Here is a 512-nt window from a genome sequence, read left to right on the forward strand (position 1 = left end):
GCTGGATTGACATTAGGCATGATAACCAGCCCTGCTATCGGCGCACTGATCACACAGCTCTTATCATGGAGAGCAGCTTTTATCATTTTAGGGATGGCGGCACTTGCTGTTGGGGCCTTAGTTTGGGGATGCATGAGAGAGCCTCACGATCAGAACGAGCGGTTAATGACATTACCTCCCGTTATAGAGGCATTTCGCCTTCCTGGAGCGTTGGGTGCGATTGCGGCTATGTGTTTTGGCTTAGGTGGTGGTATTGGTGTGTTCAATCTCATTGGGCTCAATATGCGAGATGTCGCGGGACTGTCGATAAGTTGGATTGGCATGATGTACGCAGCTTTAGGAATCGTGAGTGTTCTTGGAAATCTACTCACGACTCGAGCTTCTCATCGCCTTGGAAGTGGCCGAGCTGTAATGCGTATTGCGGTTATGGTGTGCATGCCATGTAGCATCTGGGTATTTGCGTGTGGTGCGAGCCAATTCGTGGCCTATCTTCCCATATTGGCAATTTGGTC

At 50.0% G+C, this 512-nt stretch carries 1 protein-coding gene; it reads left to right on the forward strand.

Annotated features, from left to right (window positions below; translation table 11 throughout):
- Positions 1 to 18: 18 nt before the first annotated feature.
- Positions 19 to 512, forward strand: a 494-nt coding sequence (locus tag R8N49_RS30605; RefSeq protein ID WP_318190884.1) for an MFS transporter, incomplete at its 3' end; no start/stop codon positions are given.

The sequence above is a fragment of the Vibrio sp. 1978 genome (genome assembly GCF_033344345.1).